Origin of the sequence: Pontibacter rufus (assembly GCF_015694705.1) — a bacterium.
In the GTDB taxonomy this organism is placed as follows: Bacteria; Bacteroidota; Bacteroidia; order Cytophagales; family Hymenobacteraceae; genus Pontibacter; species Pontibacter rufus.
The window spans coordinates 722,492-748,697 of the sequence record NZ_JADQDR010000001.1; the positions used below are offsets into that span (position 1 = coordinate 722,492).

21 protein-coding genes are annotated in these 26,206 nt (G+C 48.4%); 13 read left to right on the top strand and 8 right to left on the bottom strand.

Annotated features, from left to right (window positions below; genetic code table 11):
• Window positions 1-74: 74 nt before the first annotated feature.
• The gene (locus I2I11_RS03230) at window positions 75-1,424 is read right to left on the bottom strand and encodes a vanadium-dependent haloperoxidase (protein WP_196266199.1); all 1,350 of its coding nucleotides are present in this window, start codon (window positions 1,422-1,424) and stop codon (window positions 75-77) included.
• 443 nt (window positions 1,425-1,867) lie between these two features.
• Here I2I11_RS03230 and I2I11_RS03235 point away from each other — a divergent pair, with 443 nt between their 5' ends.
• Window positions 1,868-5,245 carry a ThuA domain-containing protein gene (locus I2I11_RS03235; protein ID WP_196266200.1) on the top strand — a complete coding sequence of 1,126 codons (3,378 nt, stop codon included), beginning with the start codon at window positions 1,868-1,870 and terminating at the stop codon, window positions 5,243-5,245.
• Between the two features lie 233 nt (window positions 5,246-5,478).
• Here the strand turns inward: I2I11_RS03235 and I2I11_RS03240 are convergent, their stop codons facing one another.
• Window positions 5,479-6,423, bottom strand: coding sequence for a sugar phosphate isomerase/epimerase family protein (locus I2I11_RS03240; RefSeq protein WP_196266201.1), 945 nt, complete (start codon window positions 6,421-6,423; stop codon window positions 5,479-5,481).
• 171 nt (window positions 6,424-6,594) lie between these two features.
• On the opposite strand from I2I11_RS03240, the gene I2I11_RS03245 reads away from it, so the two are divergent.
• Window positions 6,595-6,849 (top strand): hypothetical protein, encoded by a 255-nt coding sequence (locus I2I11_RS03245; protein ID WP_196266202.1) that lies wholly within the window; start codon window positions 6,595-6,597, stop codon window positions 6,847-6,849.
• A gap of 209 nt (window positions 6,850-7,058) precedes the next feature.
• Here I2I11_RS03245 and I2I11_RS03250 read toward each other — a convergent pair whose 3' ends face one another.
• Window positions 7,059-7,739 carry a YceI family protein gene (locus I2I11_RS03250; RefSeq protein WP_196266203.1) on the bottom strand — a complete coding sequence of 227 codons (681 nt, stop codon included), beginning with the start codon at window positions 7,737-7,739 and terminating at the stop codon, window positions 7,059-7,061.
• 108 nt (window positions 7,740-7,847) lie between these two features.
• Window positions 7,848-10,850 carry a TonB-dependent receptor gene (locus tag I2I11_RS03255; protein ID WP_196266204.1) on the bottom strand — a complete coding sequence of 1,001 codons (3,003 nt, stop codon included), beginning with the start codon at window positions 10,848-10,850 and terminating at the stop codon, window positions 7,848-7,850.
• Window positions 10,851-11,118: 268 nt separating this feature from the next.
• On the opposite strand from I2I11_RS03255, the gene I2I11_RS03260 reads away from it, so the two are divergent.
• The 3 genes from I2I11_RS03260 to I2I11_RS03270 all read left to right on the top strand — a co-directional run bounded on the left by I2I11_RS03260 (window position 11,119) and on the right by I2I11_RS03270 (window position 13,808).
• Window positions 11,119-12,183 carry a sensor histidine kinase gene (locus tag I2I11_RS03260; RefSeq protein WP_196266205.1) on the top strand — a complete coding sequence of 355 codons (1,065 nt, stop codon included), beginning with the start codon at window positions 11,119-11,121 and terminating at the stop codon, window positions 12,181-12,183.
• Window positions 12,180-12,920, top strand: coding sequence for a LytR/AlgR family response regulator transcription factor (locus tag I2I11_RS03265; protein WP_196266206.1), 741 nt, complete (start codon window positions 12,180-12,182; stop codon window positions 12,918-12,920). Before I2I11_RS03260 ends, I2I11_RS03265 begins: the two co-directional genes overlap by 4 nt.
• Before the next feature lie 372 nt (window positions 12,921-13,292).
• On the top strand, window positions 13,293-13,808 hold the full coding sequence (locus tag I2I11_RS03270; protein ID WP_196266207.1) for a TlpA family protein disulfide reductase: 516 nt from the start codon (window positions 13,293-13,295) through the stop codon (window positions 13,806-13,808).
• Between the two features lie 50 nt (window positions 13,809-13,858).
• On the opposite strand, the gene I2I11_RS03275 is transcribed toward I2I11_RS03270, so the two are convergent.
• Window positions 13,859-14,620 carry a creatininase family protein gene (locus I2I11_RS03275; protein ID WP_196266208.1) on the bottom strand — a complete coding sequence of 254 codons (762 nt, stop codon included), beginning with the start codon at window positions 14,618-14,620 and terminating at the stop codon, window positions 13,859-13,861.
• A gap of 478 nt (window positions 14,621-15,098) precedes the next feature.
• On the opposite strand from I2I11_RS03275, the gene I2I11_RS03280 reads away from it, so the two are divergent.
• Both I2I11_RS03280 and I2I11_RS03285 read left to right on the top strand, forming a co-directional pair.
• Window positions 15,099-15,962 carry a creatininase family protein gene (locus tag I2I11_RS03280; protein WP_196266209.1) on the top strand — a complete coding sequence of 288 codons (864 nt, stop codon included), beginning with the start codon at window positions 15,099-15,101 and terminating at the stop codon, window positions 15,960-15,962.
• 113 nt (window positions 15,963-16,075) lie between these two features.
• Window positions 16,076-17,257 (top strand): acyltransferase family protein, encoded by a 1,182-nt coding sequence (locus I2I11_RS03285; protein WP_196266210.1) that lies wholly within the window; start codon window positions 16,076-16,078, stop codon window positions 17,255-17,257.
• Between the two features lie 172 nt (window positions 17,258-17,429).
• On the opposite strand, the gene I2I11_RS03290 is transcribed toward I2I11_RS03285, so the two are convergent.
• The 3 genes from I2I11_RS03290 to I2I11_RS03300 form a co-directional block, all read right to left on the bottom strand.
• Complete coding sequence (locus I2I11_RS03290; RefSeq protein ID WP_196266211.1) at window positions 17,430-18,044, bottom strand: DapH/DapD/GlmU-related protein; 615 nt, start codon at window positions 18,042-18,044, stop codon at window positions 17,430-17,432.
• A gap of 57 nt (window positions 18,045-18,101) precedes the next feature.
• Window positions 18,102-19,070 carry a nitrilase family protein gene (locus I2I11_RS03295; RefSeq protein WP_196266212.1) on the bottom strand — a complete coding sequence of 323 codons (969 nt, stop codon included), beginning with the start codon at window positions 19,068-19,070 and terminating at the stop codon, window positions 18,102-18,104.
• Between the two features lie 76 nt (window positions 19,071-19,146).
• On the bottom strand, window positions 19,147-20,055 hold the full coding sequence (locus tag I2I11_RS03300) for a ChbG/HpnK family deacetylase (RefSeq protein WP_196266213.1): 909 nt from the start codon (window positions 20,053-20,055) through the stop codon (window positions 19,147-19,149).
• A 523-nt stretch (window positions 20,056-20,578) separates the two neighbouring features.
• Here I2I11_RS03300 and I2I11_RS03305 point away from each other — a divergent pair.
• The 6 genes from I2I11_RS03305 to gatC all read left to right on the top strand — a co-directional run bounded on the left by I2I11_RS03305 (window position 20,579) and on the right by gatC (window position 26,199).
• Window positions 20,579-20,935: a hypothetical protein gene (locus I2I11_RS03305; protein WP_196266214.1), complete on the top strand. Its 357-nt coding sequence runs from the start codon at window positions 20,579-20,581 to the stop codon at window positions 20,933-20,935.
• 83 nt (window positions 20,936-21,018) lie between these two features.
• Window positions 21,019-22,101: a calcium:cation antiporter gene (locus I2I11_RS03310; protein ID WP_230679858.1), complete on the top strand. Its 1,083-nt coding sequence runs from the start codon at window positions 21,019-21,021 to the stop codon at window positions 22,099-22,101.
• 619 nt (window positions 22,102-22,720) lie between these two features.
• A complete protein-coding gene (gene gdhA / locus I2I11_RS03315; protein WP_196266215.1) occupies window positions 22,721-24,070 on the top strand; it encodes an NADP-specific glutamate dehydrogenase in 1,350 nt (449 codons plus the stop codon).
• A 289-nt stretch (window positions 24,071-24,359) separates the two neighbouring features.
• Window positions 24,360-24,914, top strand: a complete 555-nt coding sequence (locus I2I11_RS03320) for an NUDIX domain-containing protein (RefSeq protein ID WP_196266216.1) — start codon at window positions 24,360-24,362, stop codon at window positions 24,912-24,914.
• A 249-nt stretch (window positions 24,915-25,163) separates the two neighbouring features.
• Window positions 25,164-25,970 carry a lysophospholipid acyltransferase family protein gene (locus I2I11_RS03325; protein ID WP_230679859.1) on the top strand — a complete coding sequence of 269 codons (807 nt, stop codon included), beginning with the start codon at window positions 25,164-25,166 and terminating at the stop codon, window positions 25,968-25,970.
• Complete coding sequence (gatC, locus tag I2I11_RS03330; protein ID WP_196266217.1) at window positions 25,912-26,199, top strand: Asp-tRNA(Asn)/Glu-tRNA(Gln) amidotransferase subunit GatC; 288 nt, start codon at window positions 25,912-25,914, stop codon at window positions 26,197-26,199. Before I2I11_RS03325 ends, gatC begins: the two co-directional genes overlap by 59 nt.
• The last annotated feature ends 7 nt before the right edge of the window (window positions 26,200-26,206 follow it).

Consider the following 26,206-nt stretch of genomic DNA (forward strand, 5'->3'; position numbering starts at 1 on the left):
GCCTTACATCAAAAAGGCCTGACGCTTGATAAAGTGCCAGGCCTTTTTGAGGTGAGCGGTCGGAGGAGTTTGCTTTATAGTTGTGCTGTTCTTGCCGCTTTGCGGGTATGCAGCCTGGATAGCACATTGTTGCCTATGGCTTTGCCTTGTTCTGCCCCCAGATCGCAAGCCGGGAAGAAATGTATGCCGCCATACACACGGCTGTTGCCTACCTCAACGGCTGCCTCGTTAAAGGAACTGAACTTGCGGGGAGGTAAGCCGATTGCCATTTGGGAAGAGTCGGTAAAGGCAAACGAATCGCCGAACTCGTGTGTGAGCACGGTAGCCACTGCCGCCGATATAACACTATGCCCGCTGGGGAACTCAGGAAAAGGAGGCGTCTGCAAAATGGGTTCCCAGTCCTCGTCTATGTAGCGGTTAATATAAGTAACCGGCCGGATGGAGTTATACTTGAATTTGGTATCCCAGCAACTGATAAATCCGTCTGAAAGGGCCGTGGTTACCAGCACATAAGTTTCAGCAGATTCCATCATACTTAGCTTATTTTGTTTGATGGCATAATTAGCGATAGAAACCCAATGGCCTGGTGGTGTTAATTTCTGTTTAAAGTAAGTAACATGCCCTTTGGTGTAGGATACATTCGGATTATCGTCCCAGAATCGGGCAATCAATAGCTTCTCCTCATCGATGCTCTTTACTAATTTATATACTTTCTGAGCCTCATTGTAAAATGCAGAAGAAGCCGCAGAATCGAATGGCACCGGTACATCCGGCCTGAAAGCCGCGGCAGAATCCATCACAAAAGGGCGTATCATATTCCAGTGCGGTTCAATAGCCGTAGCATAATCCGGGGCAGTGGGCTGCCACACATCCGGTTTCTTCGAAAGCAGGTGTCTTGTCAGGGCGCGTGTCTCCTTATAGTTATCCTTTTTTGCCCAATTCAGGATATGCTCTCCCACTTTCCGGCCATAGGCTACAGAATTTTCGAGCACCTCTTTCCGGATGCCTATCTCCTTAATTTTAGCCAGGTACTGATCTTCATATTTTTGCAGGTCAGCCTCTACCAGCGTGAGCTTCTTGCCCACTGTAGCAAAAGCTATAACACTGGATACAGGATAATATATTTCCTGATTGGGTGCAGGCTTCGGCATGTTATCCAGGCCGTTCAGTTGCCCTGCAAGAGACATATAGGATGGATTGGCCGGAACCAGCGCCTCATATGCCGCTATGTTGGGATAAGTATAAATACGGCTCGCTACAGGTGGTGAAAAAATATCCTTGATAATTATTTCACTGAGGTGGCCGTTCCAGACCGTTAATTGTGTCTGAGAAAATTTATTGAGGGCAGCTACATCCTGCTTTTCCTGGCAGGCAGCAGTAAGCAAAACAGCAAACAGAAGTAACAGGTACTTTATACTTCTCATAACTTTATATTGTAAGATAAATCAATTTTTCAAGTTAAGTATAAGCCGGAAATAAATCTACTTTCTGACTAGCGATGCTCTTGCATTTCACTTCAAATATAAGATATTATCCTATTTAAAAGGAACCAAGTACAAGGATGTAGCAGTTTTAGCAGGAAGAAAGTTCATTCATGGCGCAAAATCATGTTTTACTGCAACATTCTGATTTAAAGCCGGTTGTTGGCTGTGGCAGTCTTGCAACAGTAAAAGATCAGGTTGTTTCAAGTAGATCTTGGTTGGATTAAAGTTAAGGTATCAGAGATTTAATGGGTGACTTTGCGGATACACTCTTCTTAAAAACTAAATTAGGCGCTATATTGCAAATACTTTGCTTAACGTTAAGCAAAGTATCTCCGGGCTAAGTATAATTAACCAAACTTTACATAAGCGAAAAACCTATCTGAATGATGATAAAGCATCACCCTTTAAAAGCTATCAGGCCGCTGCTGTACTGCCTGGCCGCCCTGTTTCTTTTTAGTTGTTCCGGCGAGAAAGAGAATAGAATACTTATCTTCTCAAAAAGCAATACAGGCCAGCAAACTTCTGAAGAAGCCATTAAAGCGCTGGCTGCGTACGCTTCTCAAAACGGCATAACTGCAGATACAACCTCCAATCCTGATTTTTTTGTTGAAGATTCACTGAAGCACTATGGCAGTGTTGTGTTCCTGCATACGTCGCAGGACGTGCTGAATACCCGGCAGCAAAACGAAATAGAGCGTTTTGTGCAGGCAGGCGGTGGCGTTGCGGGCGTACATGCTGCGGGCAGTTCGCAGTACCAGTGGCCATGGTTTAACAAGATGCTGGGTGCTACTTACATCAAACAGCCCGACAGTCTTGCTACTGTTGCCAACATCGATATGCAGGTTAAAGGGGAGGACAGTCTGCTATTGAAAGGACTTCCCAAGAAATGGTACCAGTCGGACGCGCTTCTTAAAATGGAATCGTTAAACCCTGAAGCGGAGGTAGTGGTAGAAACAGGACAGAAGGCGCCCGTGTCGTGGTACAGGGAGTATGATGGTGGCCGCATGTTTTATACTGCTGCCGGAGGTACTGCCGAAAGTTATAAAAACAAGAACTTCCTGCAGCATGTGCTGGGCGGCATCAGGTATACTTTGGAGGGGCCGGCACTTGATTACGAAAAAGCTTCAACCGAAAAGGTGCCGGAAGATAACCGCTTTCTGCAAATAGTGCTGGATACTTACCTCCACGAGCCCATCGAAATGGAAGTGATGAACGATGGCCGCGTGTTATTTATCGAACGCCTGGGAACACTGAAGTTGTACGAGCCGGAGAAAAAAGCGACCCGGGTGTTGGCCAACCTGGATGTGCATACCGAAGGAAACTACGAAGACGGCCTGCTTGGCCTGGAACTGGACCCTGACTTTGACAAGAACAACTACATTTACCTTTACTACTCCCCGGAAGGAAATAAATCAGTTCAGAACCTGTCGCGGTTTAAGCTGCTGGGTGGCGACAGCCTGATTATGCGCTCCGAAAAAGTGGTGCTGGAAGTGCCGGTGCAGCGCGAAACCTGCTGCCACTCTGCCGGCAACGTATACTTCGGGCCGGATGGCTATTTATACTTAACAACCGGCGATAATACCAGTTCTAAGGAATCGGATGGCTTTACACCAATTGATGAGCGCCCGGGCCGCGGTCCCTTTGATGCCCAGAAGTCATCAGGCAACACCCACGATTTACGCGGTAAAATACTGCGCATCAAAGTAAATCCGGACGGCTCTTATTCTATTCCCGAAGGTAACCTGTTCCCCGCCGATGGCTCCCAGGGCAGACCGGAAATTTATGTAATGGGTGCCCGCAACCCGTACCGCATGGTAGTGGATAAGCGCGGATACGTGTACTGGGGCGATGTAGGCCCGGATGGCGGCGTTGCCACTGAACGCGGACCGCTGAGCCAGGACGAATGGAACCAGGCGCGCAGGCCAGGCTATTACGGCTGGCCGTACTTTGTAGGAAACAACAAGGCTTATGCTGATTTTAACTTTGCCACCAACGAAGTTGGGCCGCGGTTTAATCCGCTGCACCCGGTAAACGAATCTCCGAACAACTATGGCTCCAAGATACTGCCGCCTGCTCAGAAAGCGATGATCTGGTATCCGTATGGCGAGTCCGAAGAGTTTCCGATGCTGGGCACCGGTTCGCGCAGCGCCATGGCCGGGCCGTTCTATTATGCCAGCGATTACAAGTCTTCGCGCTACAAGTTTCCGAAATACTACGACAACAAGATGTTCATTTTTGAATGGGCGCGTGATTGGGTAAAGGTGCTGACGTTTAACGAAGATGGTGACCTGCAGAAGATAGAGCCGTTCCTGCCAAGCCAGAAATTCGCGCACCCGATAGACATGAAGTTCGGAAGCGACGGCGCTATGTATGTGCTGCAGTATGGCGCAAATTATTTTGCCCGCAATCCCGACGCCACACTGGTTCGCATTGAGTATGCCGAAGGCAACCGGCAGCCTGTAGCCCAGATTGACGCGACCAAAACAGTTGGCGCTGCTCCGTTTAAAGTAAAACTGTCGGGCAAAGGATCTTTTGATTACGACAAAGAAGATCAATTGACGTATGAATGGCAGTCTGGAGCCGGCGAGAAATCTTCGGAGGCAGCGCCAACGTTTACCTACACCAAGCCCGGCGTTTATCGTCCTAAACTGACCGTAACAGACAAGGAAGGCGACAAATCAACCGCTGAAATCGAGATAAAGGTGGGTAACGATGTGCCCGAGGTGCAGATAGCGATTGCAGGCAACCGCAGCTTTTACTTTGATGACAGAACAATCAACTACAAAGTAAACGTGCGCGACAAAGAAGACGGGCAACTAAGTGAGGGTATAAATCCGGGAGAGGTGCGCTTCGATATCGATTACCTGGCGGAAGGGAAAGACATGGCGCTGCTGACATCCAACCAGAACGGAGCAGGCGGATCTGTTAAGTTTATCCGGGGCAAAACGCTGATAGCTGAAAGCGATTGCCAGTCGTGTCATGCGCTGGATCAGAAATCTATCGGGCCGGCTTTCAAGGAAGTGGCAACCAGGTATAAGGGAGATGACAAGGCAGTGCCGATGCTGGCGAATAAGATTATAACTGGTGGCAACGGCAATTGGGGAAAAACCATGATGGCCGCTCACCCGCAACTGTCTGAGAAGGAAACTACCGAAATGGTGAAGTATATCCTGTCGCTGGCCGGTGATGCGCAAAGCAGGCTGCCTTTGGCCGGCACGTTTACGCTGAAAGACCATGCAGGAGCCGGTGAATCCGGAATGTACGTAATCTCGGCAAGCTATACCGACAAAGGCAACAAAGTAACCGGGCCGCTCACCGGGCGTGAAGTCGTAATGCTGCGAAACCCCAAAGTACAGGCCGAGGATTTTGATTCGTTCCGGAACGTAGGGCGCCAACAGCCGCATGGTGATGGTAATTCTGTGGTGAGTGATATCAAAGATGGCTCTTACATCTCTTTTAAGAATATCGATTTAACAGGTATAAAAGAGATAGCGTTCCAGGTGATGTCGCGTGACAACGACGGAACAATTGAGGTAAGGGCAGGATCTCCGAATGGCAAACTGGTGGGCACCGCCAACATCAACCCCGGCTTGGATGAGCAAGGATGGAAGACGGTTACGGTTCCCGTAATCACAAGGCCAAAAGGCGTGAATGAATTGTTCTTTGTGTTCCGCAACAAAGTGGTGAAGGATAAAAGCTTCATGAACCTGGATTGGATTTATTTTGGGATGGATACTGGTAAGACAATGGCCTCCAGGTAAAAACAGGTATAAGTATAAACAGCAAAAAGGCCCTATGCACTGTGCACAAGGCCTTTTTGCTGTTTATACTTTTTACAGGGAAGTTGGCTGTACTGCTTTCCTGATACCTGAAAGACGGCACAGGTAATTATAACCTACATTATACTTTCGCCCTGCTAAAAGGATCTTGTGAATTACCTGCGGGTAGTCCCCAAGATTTTTTCAGGATGGCAGAACAGGCGGGAAAGCCTGGCTTAGCTTAATACCTTTACCAGGTTGTTGTAGCTGGTCGTAATGCTGGCCAATGGGTCGCCAGGTGTCTGATCCTGCTCCACAAAATAATATTTCATACCTGCCAGTTCCGCTTTATCGAAGATGCGCTTGAAGTCGATGGTGCCGTTGCCAACTTCCGTGAAAAACTTCTTGTCGGTGTTGTCCATGTCTTTTACATGCCACATCGGGAAACGGCCCGGATACTTTTCAAACAAGGCCACCGGATCGTTACCCGATTTGGTCGCCCAGTATAGATCCAGTTCCATACCTACCAGGCCTTTGTCTGTTTCTGCCAGGAGCAGATCGTAAGGGCGTTGCCCTTCCAGTGTTTCAAATTCGAAATCGTGGTTGTGGTAAGCGAAGCCCAGACCTGCTTTTTTGCAGGCCTCGCCTGCGCGGTTAAACAGCTCGGCCATACGCCTGTATTGGTCAAGCGTTTTATGTTCGCTCGGGAACATGTAGGCGCAGGTCAGGTAGTTCTGGCCAGACTCTGCGGCCATGTCTACCAGTTGTTGCAAACCGTTGGTGAGCGTAAGAAATTCAGGGGGCAGCGGGGCTTCTGTTGGCAGCTGCGTGCCGGGCAGCACATGGCTGCTGCGCAGCTTCATCCCCATACTTTCAGCCAAAGTGGCAAATTCCTTGGGTTTCATACCATAGTAGTGGCCTGTTTTGCCGGCAGCAGACTCCAGATCTTTGTAGCCTATAGCAGCTATTTTCTGCAGTGTGCCCCGCACGTCCTGGTCCATTAGCTCCCGGACAGTATACAGCTGCAAGCCTACAGGCAGGACCTGTTTGCTGACGTTAGAGTCGCCGGTATTTTCGGCTGCAGTTTCTGTTTGTGTTAAAGCATTTCCGCAGCTGGGCAGCAGCAGGCTTCCAAGTGCAAGCGCACCTGTTGTTTTAAAAAAGTTTCTTCTGTTTAGCATCGTTGTTTAGTGAAGTTTTGCTTTGAACTGATGGCCGGTTCTTCTGTAATCAGGTATAGGACAAACATGAAACCGGTCTGGAAGTACAACATAGAAAGGTATCAATAACTTAACCTAAAACCAAACTTATACAAAGGGTCTTTTGAGTCGTAAGGCAGGCCCTCTTTTTGGTTGCGCACCGCTTCCACCGACGAAGGCAACTCGAATGGCGTTTACCACCGGGTGCAGCGCCTCGCGCATACCTGCCGCCACGTACTCCTGGCGGGCAATACCGCCAAACTGCCTCGTAAGCGCCTCATTGCCGATGACACACAAGCCGAACTGAAACGCGTCGAAGAGCGCAAAAGCGGCGTAGCGTATAAGATTCCGTATTTATACTCATTTGATACAGAGCAGTACGAGTGCGCTTTGCAGGAGGGATGGTAATGAAAAAAGCAGGCAGGCGGTTCTCAACTGAGAACCGCCCGCCTGCTTCTAAGCCGGCCTGAATCCTGCTGCAAGTATACACATTCGCCATACCTTCGGGCTGATTTATACTTACAGCATTTAAGTAAGATCCAGCGGCTGCACTTTGCTCCTTTCAGCCATACTTTGATGTTCTGAACTTTCAGGATATCAGAGTATGGCCGGTATACTTACCTGCTTCCCATAGATGGGCTACCCACACCGCCGGCTGTAAGCTTCAGGTTAATGGTGAAGTTGTCGTAAATAACTTTGTCTGCTGCTGTGCCAAGCATGCCGGAGCGAAACTTAATGTCCCATTTGGTGCGGTCCAGTTCAATGTTAGCTACTGCTTCTGCCGTCTTTCCGTCAATTTTAACTGTAGCCGGAAAAGTAACCGGGTTCGTAATCCCTTTAATGGTGAGGTCGCCGGTGATGGTATAGTTGGGCGCACCGGCTTTAGGGTTGGCCACAGGAACGGCTTTCGTAATCTTGAAAGTAGAAACAGGGTATTTCTCTACAGAGAAAAAATCCTCAGATTTCAGGTGGTTTGTCAGCTTACTGTTAAACTCTGGATTGGTAATGTCGCTATCAGCGATGGTTGTCATATCAATCTCAAAGCTGCCTCCTGTTAGTTTACGGCCGTTTACGTTCAGGCTGCCTTTGCTCAGCTTTACCGTACCCGTATGCTCCCCGCCAAATTTTTTCGCATTCCAGGTCATGGTGCTGCCGGCAGTGTTTACGGGTAAAGTAGTGGCAGCCACTGTGGTGGTAGCGGCTCCTTTGGTGGGATTGTCTGCTGCTATTATCAGGTTCGAGCTGAAAAGCAGGGTAGCCAGAGCCAGCGTGCTTGTAAGTACAGGATAACTTCTCATACGCGTTTTTTGTGGGTTATAGGTTTTGATTATAAGGTATGCCGAAAATATGTTAAGCCAGCCATCAGCACGAGACTTTTTAGCGTCTGGTTGCTTTACTGAATTTCTTTACTTTACTCGTTCCATTTTTATTTCCACCGGTTGCCCCTGGAAGTCTGCTTTCAATGTTATGTTGTCGCCTTCTATTTTCCCTTTGTATGGAATTGAATTTCCTCCAAAAGAAAGCGTAAAGGAAAACGCATCCCCGGCAATCATGCCACCTGTAAGAGGCATTTGCCCCATCGGTGTCTGCATAGAGCCGGTCAGGGCAGTGCTATCGGCTACCAGGTCCAGCGTTATTTCACGGTCGCCCACAGCACCTTTCCAACGCCCGGTCAGGCTGCCTTGTTGTGTGCTGTCGGCAGGCAATGTTTGTGCCGGCTGGCCTGCAATGCCGTTGGTACTTGTTGCCTGGGCTGTGGATGGAGCCGTAACCGGCGCTTGTGCCGGCTGCTGCCCCGCTGCCTGGCCTGGTCTTGCTCCCTGTGTCGCGGCTCCTGTGGCAGCCGCTCCTGGCAGGGCGCCCTGGGTTGCGCCTCCGGCATCCTGTACGCCGCCTTCACCGCCACCTTTCAGGTCATCGTTGTTAACAGATTTTTTTCTTCTGCGGGGAGTTGCATCCGCTGTCATTTTGCCGATGCGGTAGCTAAAGTTCACCTTAAAGTTCATGTTATGCATTACGTTGGTACTTGTCTGGCTGAAAGCAGGGGAGTTCAGTTCACTTTTCATCTTCATGGTAGGCGATAAAAAGTTCTCGGCGCCAAACCCGATGCTGCCTCTTCGCTCATTAAATTCCTTCTTCAGGTTCAGGCTATAGATACCAAATCCACCCTGCCTTCCCTGCAACTGCACTTGGCGGCCGCGGTAAAAACCGAAGCCCTGTATGCCCCAGCCCTGCCCCAGGTTATAGTTACCCATTGCCCGGATGTTGTATACCAAACCGCTGTTGCTGGCCTGCTGCTCCGCATCATCCACGTTGTTGTTCAGCACAGCATAGTAAATGTCTGTTCCGCCATTCAGGGTAAGCTTGTTGCTGAGGTTTATACTTCCGAACACACTTCCGCCGTAAGCCTCTTCCTGCCCAATGTTGAAATACGATGTCTCCAGCACGCCATCTTCCGCTCTTTCTCTTACAGCCTGTATCGAGTTGTTGGTAGTGCGCACAAAAGTAGAGAAGTTGAGAGACGTGGTTTTAAAATAAGTGCTGTAAGACAACTCATAGTTGTTCGTGTACTCGGGGTCCAGTTCCGGGTTACCTACTGTTCTGACAGCCGGGTTTGCATTCTGCACATTGGGGTTCAGGAACTCCAGCGACGGGCGCTGGATACGACGGTTGTAAGCAAGCTTCACAGTGTTGCCGTCTTTCAGTCTCTTAGAAAGATTTATACTAGGCACCAGCACGCCGTATGACGGGATGTTCACTGCTTCTTCGCTGTTCTCAAAATCCGCATTGATGGTGGTGTACTCGTAGCGGGCGCCGGCTTTCATACTGTAGTTGTTAGCCGTGGTGAGGGTATAGGACAGGTAGCCGGCAGAAACATTCTGATCATAGTTGAACACGTTGCTCAGGTTGGTGCTGGCCTCCTTTGTAAAAGGCCCGGTGCCTTCAGCTGTCAGGGTTTCATAGTCGCTTGTTACCTGGCGCATGATCTGCTTACCGCCAAACTCCAGCATCTGGTTCTTGCCTATCGGGTTGGTGTAGTCCAGTTGGATGGTAGATTCCTGGTTAAAGCTTTCATTGATATTTTTCAGCCTTGTGTCTATACTTGTCTCCTCGCTGTTGAATATTTCGTTCAGGAAATTATTTGTGCGGTTGTTGCGGCTAAACTGCGTCAGGATGCTGAATTCCTGCTGCGGCTTAAACGTGTGGGTATAGTTGAGGTTCACGTCTACTGTTCCGGAGTTATCCGTGGTTTCCACATCGCGCAGGGTTCTGCTCACCAGGGAGCTGCCCTGATAAAGCTGGGTGAGCAGGGGATCCTGGTTGCTTTGCCAGTTGCGCGCGCCATACTGCACGGAGGCGTTGAGGTAATTTTTTTCGTTTATGTCATAGTCCCAGCCGAAAGTATAGCGGCCGAACATCATGTTGTTGCGTGTATCTGCCTGCTGCAGGATAGTGCTCTGCTCGGCGTCAGATCCCGTTGTCTGCACGTTCTCGAAGCTGCCTGGCGTGTTGTAACCCAGGCGGCCAAAGCCGCCCAGCGAAAAGCCCATCTTGCCGACGCGGTAGCTGCCGTTCAGGCCTAAGTTAGAGCCTCTCAAACCAACCCCGGTGTCGATGTTCAGGGTGCCGCCCTTCAGTGTGTTTTTCTTGGTAACGATGTTGATAATACCCGCTGAACCTTCTGCATCATACTTGGCCGAAGGAGACGTAATCACTTCCACAGACTTTATCATATCTGCCGGAATCTGCTTTAAAGCATCGGCCACACTACCTGCCGTAATGGTGGATGGCCGGTTGTTGATGAGCACCTTGATGTTCTGGCTGCCGCGCATCGATACATTGCCGTCCAAATCCACGGAGAGCATCGGCACTTTCCGCAGTACATCTGCCGCATCGCCGCCTCTGTTCGATTCATCATTTTCGGCGTTGTACACCGTGCGGTCTACTTTTTCTTCTATCATTGCACGCTGCCCTTCCACGGTAACTTCCTTCAGGGCTTGTGCTGTAGCCTTTATACTTATCTTGCCCAGATCGACAGCGGATTTACTATCCGTTACTTCAATGTCGATGGTTTTTGTTTCGTAGCCGATAAACGAGATGGCCACCCGGTATGCGCCGCTGGCTACTTTCTCCAGGGAAAACTTTCCCTTTTCGTCGGCCATGGTTCCATCTACCGGCTTGCTTGTTGCGGGATTTACCAGGGCTATGGTGGCATAGGGTACCGGCTGCTGCGTGGCAGCATCTACTACTGCCCCGCTTATACTTCCGCCGGCACGCTGAACGGCAGCAACAGCGACGCCCCCGGCCGAATGAGCGGAACCCGTTAAACTGGCGCCGCCTGACGGAGACTGCGCAAGGGCAACCTGGCAGCAGCAGGCAAGCACGAGAGAAGAAAGATATTTGTTCATGACGTTGATTTTTACATATAAAACTGAGCAAAACAAATCCTCCTTCACCGGATAAAAAAACGGAATAGACCGGCTGCCGCGAAATACCGACGAGTAGCCGCTGGCAGCCGATGGTTTTGATCAGGCGGAAAACACCTGTGCTGCATGAGGAGCTATCGATGAAATAGGAGCAAACCATCGGCAAGAATGGCTAAACAGTAGATCAGAAAGGCATTTCCAGGACTTAAATAGTAGGTTTGTAAAGATTATAGTTATATTAAACCTTACAATGGCTAACACCTTCATCAACCGCCACGGATACATCCTGATACAGCTGCTGGTGCTGCTCGGGCTGCTGCTGCTGCTGTGCCAGCCGCTTGGCTGGGATATTAAACTACCGGCGCAGTTCTGGGTAAAACAGGCAATCGTATTTTTCCTGTGGGTAGGTTTATTTTACCTGAACATGCAGGTTTTAGTGCCGCAGTTTCTGTTTCAGAACCGGGTAGGATTGTTTGCAGCAGCTATGCTGGTTGCTGTTGCAGTCGTGCTCCTTATAAGCCAGGCAGCTGATTCGTGGCTTAACCTGCCCGAGTTGATGAACCAGGCCTTTAACCCTGGCGGTAATGACAAACCTGTTAAAGCCGGGCTCCACATTAATCCGGTGATGTTGCTGGCAACAATGCTGGTGCTGGGTATAAGCACCAGCATCAAAACAGTGCAGAAATGGCAGAAAGACGCAGAGATCAGGCAAAGCCTGGAGAAGCAGCGAATCAGTACAGAGCTTTCGTTCCTGAAAGCGCAGATTAACCCGCACTTCTTTTTCAACACCCTCCACAGCATTTATGCACTCACGATGATCAACATCGAAACCTCCCGTGAGGCCCTCCATACTTTATCCCGGATGATGCGCTATGTGCTCTACGAAACCCAGGCCGGCACAACGCTGCTCAGCAAAGAAATCGAGTTCCTGCAGGATTACGTTAACCTGATGCAGCTCCGCCTCACAGATAAAGTAACTATCACGTTCGACAAGCCAACTCCGCTGCACGACGTGCCGGTCGCGCCGATGCTGTTTTTGCCTTTTGTGGAGAATGCTTTCAAGCACGGGGTAAGTGCCCTGCTGCCCAGCAGCATCCGGATTACCATATGCCAGCAGGGGCAGGTGGTTGAACTGGATGTGCGCAATACCATCTTGCCGGAAAAAAGAGTAGTGCTGGAGGAGAGCAGCGGCATCGGGCTGGCCAATACCAGCAGGCGGCTCGACCTGTTGTATCCGGGCCACTATACTTTAACGGTTACAGAAAAAACACCGGAGAACGAATACAGGGCGCACTTAACACTTGATTTATCATGACGCTGAACTGCATTGCCGTAGACGATGAGCCATTGGCTTTGGGGCTGATTGCCGCTTTTATTGAACAAACACCATTTCTGAATCTGGTCGGGCGGTATTCCAGTGCAGTAGAAGCTTTGCAGGGACTTTATAAACAACCGGTGGATCTGGTGTTTTTGGATATTCAGATGCCCGACCTGAGCGGCATCGAACTGGCACGCGTGCTGGATAAAGGGGTGTATGGCGCCGGGCCGCGCATTATATTTACAACAGCCTTCAGCCAGTATGCACTGGAAGGGTATAAGGTGGATGCCCTGGATTACCTGGTAAAACCATTTAATTACATAGATTTCCTGAAAGCGGCGGGCAAAGCGCAGGCCTATGCTGAGTTGCTAAACAAGCCGGCAACACTTACTGTGGCGCCTGTAGCGCCAGAAGAGGAGTACCTGTTCCTGAAAGTAGAGTATCAGCTGGTGCGTATTGCCTTTAGCGACATTTTATACATAGAGGGACTCAAGGATTATGTAAAAGTGCATCTGGAGAGCGAAACCAAGCCTGTCCTGTCGCTGACGAGCCTGAAAGCGCTGGAGGAAAAGCTGCCGGGCCGGAGATTTATGCGCATCCACCGCTCTTTTATCGTGGCCCTAGACAAGATTAGCGCTGTTACACGCAACAAAGTACAGATTGGCGATACCAGCATTGCCGTGAGCGATCAGTATAAAGATACTTTCAACCAGTTCCTGAACCGATGGGTATAATCCGCAATGCTGGTTAGGTTTGTTGTGATGCCGGAAAGCATTTACCTGTTGCCATAAAGGAATTTTATAAATAGGCGGACAAAATAAACCAGACAGCTTAAACTTTTCACCATAAGTATAAAGCGCTGATCAGCAGGTATTCAGTACTATAAAACCCCTTGTGCCTGATGTCTTATACTTATGGCCTTTTACTTACTTGCAGGTGGCATAGTCCGGAGATGTAGCAGTATACCTGGCAGGGGCAATGGAATGCTGAAGCAATTTGTCTATAGTATGGGTAGCAGCAGGTATAAGTAAAAACTGGTTTTGATTTAATATAGTTTTAACTTTGATGCCGGACGTTGCGCTCTGCGGAGCGATAATATAAATAGTATGAAAAAGATAATATTTTCTGTGTTGGCTGTACTTGTGGTAGTGGCAGCCATCTTCTACCTGGTTTCTAAAAAGAATGCCTCGCCGGAGCAGGCAGCACCCGCCGTAGCAGCAGGCCCCTCCAACGATCTTCCGTGGCTGTCCTTAACACAACTGGATGGGACCAGGTTAACAGCACACAGCCTGGAGGGTAAAACCATCCTGGTGTTTTTCCAGCCGGACTGCGACCATTGCCAGCGTGAAACCAAGCAGATACGCGAGCACATAGATGCTTTTAAAGATTACAATGTATACTTCGTGTCTGATGCCACCATACCGCAGCTAAGCAAGTTTGCCGTAGAGTATGAACTGGCGGCCAGCAACAATGTACATTTTACGCATGCTACGCCAGACGATATTTACAATGCAGTTGGCGGCATACAGGTGCCGGCTGTTTTCGTGTTTTCAGATAAAGGCCATCTGATAAAATCCTTTATCGGCGAAACACCGATAGAGCAGATACTGCACTACCTGTAAGCTTTGGCAGCATGCGGAAAGCCATGCCTTTGCTTTCCGCATGCTGTAGGTTATTCATACAGATCATCGATCTTAGCATCTGCCAGTTCTGTAAAAAGCAGGCTTATTTTGGTTGTTACCGCATCAAAGTAGCGTTCTCCTTTCTCTTTTGTCGCTTTTTTAGGATTACCAACGCCGGTGTCTTCCGATATTTGCGACCATTTGCGTTCTGCCCACGCCCATCCTTCTCTGTAAGCCCTGATCTTTGGTTTTTTGTCGCGTCCCTCGCCTGCTTCTTCTAGCGGAAGCACCAAATCGGGGCGCAGGTGTAGTATAAGGCTGGTTTCCATCTCGTCGGCGTGGTCGCCGGCATTCTCAAAAAATTCTGCTTTGTTGAGCGCCTGAAACCAGTTGCAGCTCGAAAGAAACATATTCGGGTATTTCAGTCCCAGTTCCCGCAGCATGGTTTTAAAGTCGTTGCCGCCATGGCTGTTCAGGATAAGCAGCTTCTGAATTCCCTGCCGGTTTAGTACCTCCAGCACATCATGCAGCACCGCCGCCTGCGTGCTTGGGCTCATGTTTATATCGAGCAGAATATCCGTCTGCCCCGTATTTACGCCAAACGGAATAACCGGCAGCACAATAACTTTAGCTCCGGCTTCCCAGGCTTTGCGGGCGGCTTCGGCCGCAATGTATTCTGCTTCCAGTATGTCTGTGCCGTAAGGCAGGTGGTAGTTATGCGCTTCGGTCGCGCCCCAAGGCAGAATGGCCACGTCAAATTTCTGGTTCTGTATCTCTTTCCAGTTGGTTTCTGCTAAAATGTATGGTCTCATAAAGTATAATATAAGGTATAAATTGATGCAGGCCGGATAAATCCAACCCATTTTGTACAGTTTCCCGACAGCCGGCTACTATATTTTGAAAGCAACGGGTTTATGCCGCAATGGTTTGTGTTGCGTATGATGGCTAAGTTATAAGAATGTGCTCATAAAGTGAAAGCCTTTTCTTTTTAATGCAGGCCTGCATCGCAATTTATATAGCGAAGCTGTGACGTTGACCAGGATAATTCCACGTGGAATGCTGTGGGGAAAGCCCGCTCTTATGGCATAAAAAACGCTACAGGTAAAGACCTCTGTACATAAGCCTGCTGGCTGCTTTGCACGCCGGGCACTGGGTATACTTGTATTTCACAGAAAGAATCAACTGAAAACATTTAAGATGAATAAAAAGATTAAAAAACATTATCATGAAACATTAATATTTCCTATATTGATTTAAAAAATACAATCATACCTTAACGTGCAGACGCCTATGAGATTACTGGTTTTCTTTCTGTTGTTTACAACCTGTGCTGTGGCACAGAAATTACCTGCCCGTTGGGATGAGCTCGTTGCCAGCGACTGGCCTGCGGCACTGGAAAAATCTTCTCGCACCTGTATACTTCCAATCGGTATTCTGGAGAAACACGGGCCGCATGTACCTTTAGGTTCTGACCTGATTAAGGTGCGGGAGTGGGCGGCACGCGCTACAAAAGATGAGTATGCCGTGGTATTTCCTGATTACTTCTATGGACAGATTAATGAAGCACGGCACCAGCCGGGCACATTTTCTTTGCCCAGCAGGCTGGTATGGGATTTACTGGATGCTACCTGTGCGGAAATAGCCAGAAACGGGTTCGACAAAATTGTAATTATCAATGGCCACGGCGGAAACCCGGAACTGATACGCTACTTTATACAGTCGCAGTTGGACAAGCGCAGAGATTATGCCGTGTATTTCTTTGATCCGCAGCCAAGCCCTGAGTTTAATAAGAAAATGGCTGAAATGCGTAAATCAGACCCTGCCGGCGACCAGCACGCAGGAGAGAAGGAAACTTCCAGCCTGTTGTATCTCCGCCCCGATTTAGTGAAGCAGGAGCGTGCGACACAGGAATCAGGCAAAAACCAGAAGCGCTTGTCCCTACCCAACCTTTATACCGGCATCTGGTGGTATGCCAGCTACCCGAACCACTACGCAGGAGAAGGGGCAACGGGCTCAAAGGAGCTGGGTAAGCTGATAACAGAAGATACAGTTGATGCCTTGGTAAAAGCGCTGAAAGTAGTAAAGGCAGACAAGAAGACGCTGGAACTGCAGAAGGAGTACTTCGATAAGGTAGATCAGGTAGGCGGCAAATAGCCGGCAGCCGGATACTCTTGCCGCTATTTTATACTTGTAAAGCAAAGCGCTTTAGCTTCTTGTCCGGGAGATGAGAAGCAGATTAGTGGAACCTTTCATCTAACCAAATTTATATGAACAAGACGTTTACAGCAAATACAGTCCGGGTTGCAGACAACGGGCTGCTTAGAGAAACGCCCCGGCAGCGTTACCTGTCCCTGGATGTGCTGCGGGGCATGACCATCGCTTTGATGATAGTGGTGAACACGCCCGGCAGCTGGCAGAATATTTATGCGCCTTTTGAGCATTCGCCCTGGCATGGCTTCACCATTACGGACCTGGTTTTCCCTACTTTCCTGTTTGTGGTGGGCAACGCCATGAGCTTTAGTATGCGCAAGTTTGAGAAGCAGGACGAAAGCGCCTTCCTCAAAAAAGTATTTACCAGGACAGCCCTGATTTTTCTGATAGGCCTTTTCCTGAACGCTTTTCCTTTTGTTTACCGCACCGACTCCGGCAGCCTGGCGCTGATCGATTTTTCTGATGTCCGGATTATGGGTGTGTTGCAGCGCATTGCCCTGTGCTATGGCATTGCCGCGCTGGTAGTGCATTATTTTAAAGTAAAAGGAGCTGTTGTTTTCAGCGTACTGGCCTTGCTCACTTATTGGGCCATCATGTATTTCTTCGGCAGCCAGCCGGACCCTTACAGCCTGGAAGCCAATGCTGCTCTAAAGTTCGATTTACTGTTTATAGCATCCGAAAACCTGTACCACGGCTATGGCATACCTTTCGATCCGGAGGGACTGCTGAGCACGTTGCCGGCAATAGTAAACGTAATCGGTGGTTTCCTGGCTGGTTTGTTTATACAGCGGCAGGGCAACAACAGCAATACCGTTATGAAGCTGGCGGTGGCCGGCATTGTGCTGGCGCTTGTAGCCCTTCTCTGGGACATGGTATTCCCTATCAACAAACCTATCTGGACGAGCTCTTACGTGCTTTATACCGTTGGCATTGATCTGGTTGTACTGGCCGTGTTGATGCTGATCATAGAAGTGGCCGGCTCTAAAGGCTGGACATATTTCTTTGAAGTATTCGGCAGAAACCCGCTGTTTATTTATGCGATGTCCGGAGTAATAATTGAAATGTTGGGCCTCATCAGAGTAGGAGATGTTGGCTTAAGCAGATGGATTTACCAGCATGCCTTCGAACCGTGGCTGGCTCCTAAAAATGCTTCGCTGCTGTTTGCCATTTGCTACATGCTGTTGCTGTGGTGCATCGGCTACTGGATGGACAGGAAGAAAGTATACGTTAAAGTATAGACAGGTACGGGACTTTTTAGGTATACTATGAGCTGATTGTATTGAATTGATGATAACCTAAGTATGATTTAGCTTTTCGTATGCTTACATTGTTTTTCTATTAGACATAAGAGGCCAGCCGCATACTTTGCGGCTGGCCTCTTACTGTTTATGCAATTTAACCTGTTTAGGGTTAGCCTGCCGGAAGCTGCTCTACCAGTGCCAGACGTTTTATGATGGAGCCTCTTTCTAAAACTGTGCCTGGCGAAAGTACGGCATTGGCTCCAATCCTGCAGTTATCACCTACCAGCGCGCCAAATTTTTCAACCTGAGTATCAATAACTTCTGTGCCGGCCACAACGCTTATCCGCTTGTTTTCTCTTTCGTTGTAATGATTTGCGATAATGGATCCGGCCTCAAAATTTACGTTGCTCCCGATAATACTGTCGCCGATAAAGTTGAAATGCGCAATAGCACTATGGTGCAGCACAATGCTGGTTTTTACCTCGCAGCCTGTGCCAATAGTGGTGCCTGTGCCCAGGTATACGCCGCCTCTCAGGTAGGCGTTTGCTCCTAAAAAGCAGCCTTCCCCAATAATAACGGGTGCTTTTAATACCACACTTTTCTCTACAACAGCCGTTTTGTGCACTGCAATGCCATCCCTGATAACATAATCAGCACCAAGGTGGCGCATAAACTCCTGCAGTACCCCGATTAGGTGCTGTGTAATATGCCAGGGCAGCATGTCTTTTTGGCCCACAAAAATACCGGAGAAACCTGCAATATACTTGTCAATGAGGAGACTCATACGAGGTGAACTTTAACTTGCAAAAACTCATGGAGTAAAGTATAAATCAGCACCAGTTTATACTTTGTTAGGCGCTTCGGCATTGCCCGACAGCCAGACGGGCTTCGTTTCCGATCGGTGATCAGCCGCGATAATTTCGCCGTAAAGCTCCGGCCGCCTTGCATTCCTGTAGCGGTACCCGCCGGCAAGTGTAAGTTTGTCTTTGGTCAGGGTAGCCAGGCTGATCTCGTTTTCAAAGCTCTTTATTTCTGTCAGCACTTCGCCGTAAGGGTCCAGGATCATCGCGTTCCCGTTCTTCAGATGTTCGCCATCGTAGCCGATAGGATTGGTGAAGACATAGTATACGCCATTGTCGTAGGCGCGTGCCGGAAGCCACCGCATCAGCCAGCGCCTGCCTTTAGGGCCGTCGAACTCCAATCTTAATGGTACCGGATCGGTATGCCGGGCCTGCCATAGTTTGTCGTCCACATAGCCGCGCCCAGGCATAGATGAAGGCGTGCACATGGTTACATGCGGGGCAAAAATAATTTCTGCACCCAGCAGGGCAGTTGCCCGCACATTTTCTACCACATTGTTGTCATAGCAAATAAGGATGCCACACTTCCAGCCTTTCAGGTCAAACACCGTATAAGCTGCGCCTGCCGACAGGTATTGGCTGATGAAAGGATGAATTTTGCGGTGCTTCGCTATAAAGCCATCTTTATCTACGCATACATAGGTGTTATACAGTTTGTCGTCTTCTATCTCCACCAGCCCGGCCAGAATGATAATATCATACCTTTGGGCTAACTGTATAAGCTTTTGTGTGCTGTCGCCTTGCGGCACCTGCTCGGCCAGCGCTACCACTTCCTCGCGTGTCAGGTCTTTTAGGAAAGTATAGGCGGTAACCGACATTTCGTGGAAACTGATGACGTCCGCGCCACGTTCCTTGGCTTTAGCCGTAAGCGCCTCGATAACTGAAAGGTTATAAGCTTTGTCGCCATCTCTGGGCTCGAACTGCGCAACGGCTACATTGAGGTTTTCCATTTTACTTTTGTTAGGAGCGTAATGCCGAAATTAAATTTTGCGATAGGGTATTGCCTGATACAGCTTTTTGTGGCCGCTAAGGACGCACCAGGGGAGCTTTCATACTACCAAGCCCGTTTGCCTTTACCAGATCTGCATACGTAATGAGTTTGAGTTTCTTGCCTGCCAGCGTTCTGAATGCAGGCGAAAGCAGCATGTTCAGTTCTGTTTGCCGGTGCTGACTTGCCTTTGGCTTGCCATCGCTCGTGTTCATCAGGTCGCTGTTCATGTCTACCAGCGCTTCCATTTCAGGCGTGCTTTGTGCCACATGCAGCTCCACTACGTTCAGGCTGCCGGGCTTCAGGCTGTTCAGATAACCCGTAAACTCCTGCGCTTTGGTTTCAACGGGCACAGGCCACATGGTTTTGTACGCCTCACCAAAATAGGTCGAGATGCCGAGTTTATACTTCCGGGCCAGCTTTTCGGTAACAGCCTGCAGCTCGGGCGTAGCCAGCGCCATACCCATGTGCGGATCAACGTAACTTATCTTCAGGCCAGAGTTCAACGCTCTTTCTATCTGGGCGGTAAGTTCTTTCTCCACTTCATCCAGTTTATACTTGCTGTTTAAAAAAGCTTCCGTAGAAGGCAGGAAATATCCCAGACTGTCTACCAGGCTCGGCACTGCATTTCGTCCGGCTACAGGGCCCCAGCGATAGTTCTTCCATTCAGCGTTTAAAGTCAGGTGCACGCCTACGGCCACATTCGGGTGCGCTTTCAGAATCTCTACTGCTTCCTGGTACCAGGGGCAGGCAAACATAACAGACGCCGAAAAAGGAAGGCCCGTCGCGGCCAGTTGTTGCACGCCCATGTTCACGGAGTGGTTCATGCCGATGTCATCGGCACGCAACAGCAGGGTGGGTAGGTTCGTTTTTTGCGCCTGCGCCGGCTGGCTTATACTTAGGCCGGCCAGCAGCGCGCCTGCTACAAAAGCGTATAGTTCTCTCATATTTTCCTGTTTTGATGCTATTGTGCTTACTACTTCTATAATTGCAATAAGATAGCACATTGTTCGGCGCATCCGGAAATAAATTACTGTTTATTTTGCCTGCTCTGCTCTTATAAAGGGATAAGGAAGCTCATTACGTTTGCGGGGGCTGAAATCAAAAGCTTTTACGCTTCCGGAAATGCATACATGCTTATAGACTAAGGGGCTTTTGCGTAATATTACTTTGGGTATATGATATACACGATAGTGCAGTGACAGTTATCTGTCAATATCTGCAAAAAAGTGTATGTTTAGGTGCATTATCCGCTAAGTACGACTAATTTATATAGTCGTTAGATGCTTCCTTTCGCATACATGAGAAAGTATATTATAGACAAAACTTCGGCCATGCGCCTTAGTCGTAGAGGGCTGTTCAACTCTCTTGTAGAGTCACAGGTTATTGTAAAAGGTTATAACTATGAAAAATTAATTCAGATTAATATTCCTCTTGTCGCTACTGCTATTGAGCTGTAAGGAAGATAAATTGAGTAAGACCTTAGACCTTGAGGAGTTTAGAGTCGATGTGCCTGCTAACTGGGAAAGCTTTACAAGCCAAGGCTATGATTCAAAAGCTGGAGGCATAACGAATGGGAAGGATGAATTAACCTATGACTACGGTTGGTATTCTTATGACTTTAAGAATGAAACAACAGCAACACATACCCGAACTTCAACCATAATTGACGGAAAGCCTGCCCTGATAGTAAAACCTATAGAGAAAGGAAAAGGTGTTATCGGGGTATTTATGCAGGTTGATAGCCGGAACAAACTCAGTCTTTCTGGCAAGGACATCAAAAATGAAGATACAGCGATAAAAATCTTTGAATCTATAAAGTTCTAAAAGAAAGAAGGCGAGCAACAACACTGCACAGGCTGTATGTCTGGCTGACATAATCTGGAAAATTATTTTATCCCAATGCACAAATGAAAATGAGATTATTACTTCAGTGGACAATCATCATCCCGGTTCTGGCCTGGGTGCTGTTTTTTTCCGGGCTTATTTATGGCAGCAGTTTTTTTCAAATTGTAGCGAGCGTGCTGCTTATTTTCAGTGTTATGTCGGCAGTGCATCATTCCGAAATAATTGCTGAAAGAGTAGGAGAACCTTACGGAACCATCATTCTGGCTATATCGATAACCGTTATTGAAGTCTCCATCATTATCTCCCTTATGATAACTGAAGGGGAAGAGGCTGCTTCATTGGCCCGGGATACTGTATATGCTGCGACAATGCTTATTCTAAATGGCATCGTGGGTCTTTGCCTGTTAATTGGGAGTCTGAAGCATTACGAACAGGATTTTTCAAAACCTTCTGTCACCATCGCTTTGGTGTCGCTGATATCCATTATCGTTTTTACGCTGGTATTTCCCACTTTCACTGAAAGCGTCTCGGGCTCATACTATTCAGCACCCCAGCTCGTTTTTGCTTCTATTGCCTGCCTGGTTATTTACGCTTGCTTTCTGTTCGCACAAACCAAGGGATACCGGCAATACTTCCTGACGGTTGGGAACGATGAAGATGAAGAAAAAGCAGAGCCCATTGCCATCAGCAACAGTAGATTTTTTACAAGCCTGCTGTTGCTGGTTATTTGTTTAGGGATAGTGGTGCTATTGGCAAAAACGCTTTCTCCTACCATCGAAAGCATCATTACGGGCTATAATCTTCCAAAAACATTGGTTGGGGTTATAATCGCAGCTATCATTTTATTACCCGAAGGGATTGCTGCCATCACTGCTGCAAGAAAAAACAAACTTCAAACAAGTATAAATTTGTCGCTTGGTTCGGCACTGGCAAGTATAGGTTTAACAATTCCGAGCGTAGCCATCGTTTGTATCATTTATGATTTTAAAATTATTCTGGGACTGGACATTAAATCTATTATCCTGTTGGGGCTCTCCGTATTTACCGTGATGTTATCGTTAAGTAGCGGTAAGACAAATGTTGTTTACGGAGTGGTGCTTTTAGTTAACTTGTTTGCTTTTATATTCCTGATGATATACCCTTGATCTGAGAAAGGCACCCAATGGTTAGGTATAAGCATAATGCGGGCTGAAATGCTACAGTTGTGTATTTTTGCTCCTAAGAAACTTTCGTGTAAGCAAACGATGAGTTGCTCCGAAATCCTGCACTACGCTTATACTTGCCCATTAGGTAAAAAATCAATTTGATTACTAAAAACGCTTTTAAAAACGGCATTTTAAAATAATTCGGGTAAGTATAAGTAAGAAAAGCAAAACCATGCAGACGATACGTTTAAGGGTGAGTAAAAAGTATTGGATTCACAAAGTATAAACAAAACCCTATCAGAAATAAGTATCAGCGCCAACATGCTGAAGGCAACAGATATAGTGCTTTAACGTGTTTTAAGAGCATATTTACCAGCTGGAACAATTAGCTTTGGCACTGACTGCCGACAGTTCTGACGCGCTGCTACATCCCCGCCTGATTTTGCATCACTAGCTATGCCGATATGACATATTCAAAAAAGACCTTGGTTTTGTGTTAGATCGCTAATATGAAATCAGTGCTTCTTCTTGTAGATTAATCTTTAGTAGTTATCTTTATAATTCTGGTAATTCAGAAAATACCATGAGGATTATTCACATCTAATTTTAATCGTAAAGTATGAATGGCTTAATCGATGAAAAAATAACACCGGCGTATCAGGAAATCATCAGGCGCAACCCAGGTGAAAAGGAATTTCATCAGGCCGTCAGAGAGGTGCTGGAGTGCCTGGGGCCTGTTCTGGTGAAGCATCCCGAATTTACACACCACAAAATCATTGAGCGCATCTGCGAACCCGAAAGGCAAATTATATTCCGGGTACCCTGGACAGACGATAAAAACCAGGTGCATATCAACCGTGGGTTCCGCGTGGAGTTTAACAGCGCGCTGGGCCCCTACAAAGGCGGGCTGCGCTTCCATCCTTCTGTGTACCTGGGCATTGTGAAGTTTCTGGGCTTTGAGCAGATATTTAAAAACGCCTTAACCGGGCTGCCGATAGGCGGGGGAAAAGGGGGCTCTGATTTTGATCCCAAAGGCAAGTCCGACTGTGAAATAATGCGCTTTTGCCAGAGCTTTATGACAGAGTTGTACCGCCACATAGGCGAACACACTGATGTGCCGGCCGGAGATATTGGCGTAGGCGGCCGCGAAATTGGCTTTATGTTCGGGCAGTATAAACGCATCACCAACCGTTACGAGGCTGGCGTTATTACCGGCAAAGGGTTGGATTGGGGCGGCTCACTGGTACGGACCGAAGCCACTGGCTATGGCAATGTCTTTTTTGTGAAAAAGATGCTTGGAGTGCGGAATGAAACCATTGATGGGAAAACCTGTATTGTTTCCGGCTCTGGAAACGTGTCTATCTATACCATCGAAAAGTTGCAGGAGATGGGCGGAAAAGTAGTGGCCTGTTCTGATTCTAACGGCTATGTATACGATAAGAAAGGCATTGACCTTGAAGTAGTGAAGCAACTGAAGGAGAAGGAACGAAGACGCATAAAAGACTACCTGACATACCACAAAGACGCCCGGTATGTAGAGAAAGGAAATATCTGGGAGGTGCCCTGCCAGCTTGCTTTCCCGTCTGCCACACAAAATGAGATAAGCGGCAAAGACGCGGCCCTTCTGGTTAGTAACGGCTGTATGGCAGTAGGCGAAGGAGCCAATATGCCTACCACGCCCGAGGGTATAAAAGTGTTTCAGGATGCTAAAATATTATATGCTCCGGGCAAGGCAGCCAATGCAGGCGGTGTGGCGACCTCAACCCTTGAAATGATGCAGAATGCCTCACGCGACTCCTGGACGTTTGAGTACACCGAGCAAAAGCTATCCGAAATCATGACCAACATACATGACCTGTGCTACGAGAAATCGGAAGAATTTGGAGCGCCCGGCAATTATGTGTTAGGAGCTAATATTGCAGGGTTCATCAGGGTGGCAAATGCCATGCTGGCGTTGGGTGTTATTTAAACAGATGTGGAAATTTGAAAATGCAGGGCCAATAACCAAGCTTTAGCAAATAAAAAAACGTCATTTTAGTTCCTGATGCAAGTTCAGCCAGGCGACTTTGACTGGCCGCAGCAGGTGTAAGTATAATACGCAGACTTCATGGTGTGCAAAGACCTGTGCGTGTCTTTGCACACGAGGTGTCGCACTTTATTTCCGGGCAAGGTCAGGCCGGAATCAAAACCATATCCGCCAAAACAAAGCGCCTGCAATTAACAATTCAGCTATATTTGCATCGCATAGATTTATAGCGATGATCGACGAAACCCACAACCCCTGGACCACCCTTTCCACGAAACAAGTATACCAGAACCCCTGGATAAAAGTACGCGAAGACAAAGTGCTGAACCCGAGTGGCGGCGAAGGCATTTATGGCGTGGTAAGTATGAAAAACAAGGCCATCGGCATTATTCCCATCGACGACGAAGGCTATACTTACCTGATAGGCCAGTACCGCTACCCGCTGAACGAGTATAGCTGGGAAATCCCGATGGGCGGCGGCTTGATAGAAAACGACATTCTGGAATCGGCCAAGCGGGAACTGAAGGAAGAGACGGGCTTTACCGCCGCCAAATGGACGAACATCTGCCGTTTGCATACTTCCAATTCCGTTACCGATGAAGAGGGCTTTGTTTTTCTGGCGCAGGAACTAAAGCCCGGCGAAACAGCTTTTGAAGAAACAGAGGAGTTGCACCTCAAACGGTTGCCCTTTGCCGAGGCGGTGCGCATGGCCCTGAACAACGAAATAACCGACGCTATCAGCGTGGCCGGCCTGCTGAAGGCGGCGTTTATACTTGATAAGAAGTAGCGGATATTTTAGCATGTGTAAAACCTAGCCCTCCAGGGAAGGCAATTTGCTCTGTACGAATATTCCCCTCCAGGGCAGGGGTGGGTTTGCTGGAACAGAGGAGTCAGTTATCACAAAGTATAAATTGACCTGAAACAGCTAAAGTATAAGAGTATAAACCGCCTCAAATATGCGGTCACAGCGCTGCGCAGCGTTATACAGGCAACCGCATCAATTGCGAACTGACGGAATATTAGTACATTTGAACGCATGAAAGCCCTGAAATATTTGTATCATCGTGTGTATACCACCTGGTGCGTTACCTGGTTTGTGCTGCCGTTTGTGTCCACATACCCCGTGCAGGCCATGCTGGTGCGCAAAAAAAAGTGGTACAGGCATGTGCATACTTTCAACAGGGTATGGTCTACGATTTTCCTGCACATGTTTCTGGCGCCGGTGAAAGTGGAGTGGCGCATGAAATTCGACCCGAAGCAGCGCTACATTTTCACACCCAACCACAGCTCCTACCTCGATATCCCGATGATGCTGAACGCGATCCCCGGGTTTCTTAATTTCGTAGGTAAAAGCTCGTTGGCCAAGGTGCCGCTGTGGGGTAAAATATACGACAAGCTATACATTACTGTCGATCGCAAAAGTGCCACAAGCAGCGCCAGAAGTTATCTCAAATCCATAAAGACACTGGAGGAGGGGCGCAACCTGGCTATTTTCCCGGAAGGAACCATCCCCAAAACGGCCGGGGAAAAGCTGCTGCCGTTCAAGGACGGGCCATTCCGGATAGCCATTGAGAAGCAGCTGCCGGTGGTGCCCGTTACCATGCCCTACAACCAGCACTTTATGCCCGACCTGGAAGGAAAGCTGAAAATCCGCTGGCATCCGCTCAAGATTATCATACATGCGCCCATAGAAACAAAGGGCATGACGCTGGCCGACCTGCCGCTGCTGAAAGAGCAGGTTTTTAACATCATCCAAACAGAAATTACGAAACACCACAAAGCACATGTCAACAGATATTCAAACCATCCGCAAAATAGCGCATTTAGCAAGGCTGGAGTTTAACGAGGAGAAAGAGCAGGAAATGCTGCAGGAACTGAACAAGATCCTGAACTGGATGGACCAGCTGCGCGCGCTGGACACGGAGCAGGTGGAGCCGCTTATACATATGTCGGAGGAGGTAAACGTGCTGCGCGACGACGTGGCCCGGAATACCACCACCCATGAAGAGGCGTTGCTGAACGCACCCAGAAAAGATTCAGACTACTTCCGTGTGCCCAAAGTAATGGAATAGCACACAT

Excerpts from the sequence above, each read along its gene's own strand:
- I2I11_RS03230 (WP_196266199.1), bottom strand. The coding sequence starts at position 1,424 with ATGAGAAGTATAAAGTACCTGTTACTTCTGTTTGCTGTTTTGCTTACT.
- I2I11_RS03235 (WP_196266200.1), top strand. The coding sequence starts at position 1,868 with ATGATGATAAAGCATCACCCTTTAAAAGCTATCAGGCCGCTGCTGTAC.
- I2I11_RS03240 (WP_196266201.1), bottom strand. The coding sequence starts at position 6,423 with ATGCTAAACAGAAGAAACTTTTTTAAAACAACAGGTGCGCTTGCACTT.
- I2I11_RS03250 (WP_196266203.1), bottom strand. The coding sequence starts at position 7,739 with ATGAGAAGTTATCCTGTACTTACAAGCACGCTGGCTCTGGCTACCCTG.
- I2I11_RS03255 (WP_196266204.1), bottom strand. The coding sequence starts at position 10,850 with ATGAACAAATATCTTTCTTCTCTCGTGCTTGCCTGCTGCTGCCAGGTT.
- I2I11_RS03260 (WP_196266205.1), top strand. The coding sequence starts at position 11,119 with ATGGCTAACACCTTCATCAACCGCCACGGATACATCCTGATACAGCTG.
- I2I11_RS03265 (WP_196266206.1), top strand. The coding sequence starts at position 12,180 with ATGACGCTGAACTGCATTGCCGTAGACGATGAGCCATTGGCTTTGGGG.
- I2I11_RS03270 (WP_196266207.1), top strand. The coding sequence starts at position 13,293 with ATGAAAAAGATAATATTTTCTGTGTTGGCTGTACTTGTGGTAGTGGCA.
- I2I11_RS03275 (WP_196266208.1), bottom strand. The coding sequence starts at position 14,620 with ATGAGACCATACATTTTAGCAGAAACCAACTGGAAAGAGATACAGAAC.
- I2I11_RS03280 (WP_196266209.1), top strand. The coding sequence starts at position 15,099 with ATGAGATTACTGGTTTTCTTTCTGTTGTTTACAACCTGTGCTGTGGCA.
- I2I11_RS03285 (WP_196266210.1), top strand. The coding sequence starts at position 16,076 with ATGAACAAGACGTTTACAGCAAATACAGTCCGGGTTGCAGACAACGGG.
- I2I11_RS03290 (WP_196266211.1), bottom strand. The coding sequence starts at position 18,044 with ATGAGTCTCCTCATTGACAAGTATATTGCAGGTTTCTCCGGTATTTTT.
- I2I11_RS03295 (WP_196266212.1), bottom strand. The coding sequence starts at position 19,070 with ATGGAAAACCTCAATGTAGCCGTTGCGCAGTTCGAGCCCAGAGATGGC.
- I2I11_RS03300 (WP_196266213.1), bottom strand. The coding sequence starts at position 20,055 with ATGAGAGAACTATACGCTTTTGTAGCAGGCGCGCTGCTGGCCGGCCTA.
- I2I11_RS03310 (WP_230679858.1), top strand. The coding sequence starts at position 21,019 with ATGAAAATGAGATTATTACTTCAGTGGACAATCATCATCCCGGTTCTG.
- gdhA (WP_196266215.1), top strand. The coding sequence starts at position 22,721 with ATGAATGGCTTAATCGATGAAAAAATAACACCGGCGTATCAGGAAATC.
- I2I11_RS03320 (WP_196266216.1), top strand. The coding sequence starts at position 24,360 with ATGATCGACGAAACCCACAACCCCTGGACCACCCTTTCCACGAAACAA.
- I2I11_RS03325 (WP_230679859.1), top strand. The coding sequence starts at position 25,164 with ATGAAAGCCCTGAAATATTTGTATCATCGTGTGTATACCACCTGGTGC.
- gatC (WP_196266217.1), top strand. The coding sequence starts at position 25,912 with ATGTCAACAGATATTCAAACCATCCGCAAAATAGCGCATTTAGCAAGG.